Here is a 712-nt window from a genome sequence, read left to right on the forward strand (position 1 = left end):
CTCGGGGTGCGGCGCCGCGATGATCAGCAGATCGGCCCTGGTCAGGACCTCGTCCTGGGACACGAACCGGTCGTCCTTGACGTACGGGTCGCTGCACAGCGTTTCCTTGGCCTTGAGCATGACGACCTTGCGCAACTTGTACGCCAGGGACTCCCGGATGTCGTCACTGCCACCCTTGAACGCCATACCCAGGATGCCGACCGTCATCTCCGACAGGTCGAACCGCTCCTGCAACTTCGACACCACATACAACGGCAGACCCTCGTTGATCAGCATCGCGCTGTGCCCGAGCACGAACGTGTTGTTCGTGAACGCCGCCAGCTGCATCGTGTCCTTCAACAGACACGGCCCCGCCGCGAACCCCGCCCCCGGCATGTCCGACGCCCGCGGGTACTGGAACCGGATCGCATGCCGGATCCGCTCGAAATCCAGCCCGAAATCGTTCGACATCATCCAGAACTGATTCGCCGCGGCGAACTTGATGTACCGCCACGTGTTCGTGAACAACTTCGCCAGCTCAGCCTCTTCCGGCTCCAGCCGCACGATCTGGCTCGCAAGGTTCCGGAACAGCTTCTCCGCCCGCTCCGCCGCCTCCGGACTACGGGCGGCGACGATCTGCGGCAGCTCGAACAGCTCCGTCATCGCCTTGCCCTCAGCGATCCGCTCCGGGCAGAACGCCACATCGGCCTTCACCCCGAGCCGCTTGATCAGC

The 712-nt window shown here is 64.0% G+C and carries 1 protein-coding gene; it reads right to left on the reverse strand.

From position 1 onward, the window contains the following. Positions 1-693, reverse strand: a 693-nt coding sequence (locus tag ACFPIJ_RS64385) for a UDP binding domain-containing protein (protein WP_380129446.1), incomplete at its 3' end; no start/stop codon positions are given. Positions 694-712 lie beyond the last annotated feature (19 nt).

This window comes from Dactylosporangium cerinum (genome assembly GCF_042653625.1).
Classification (GTDB): Bacteria; Actinomycetota; Actinomycetes; order Mycobacteriales; family Micromonosporaceae; genus Dactylosporangium; species Dactylosporangium cerinum.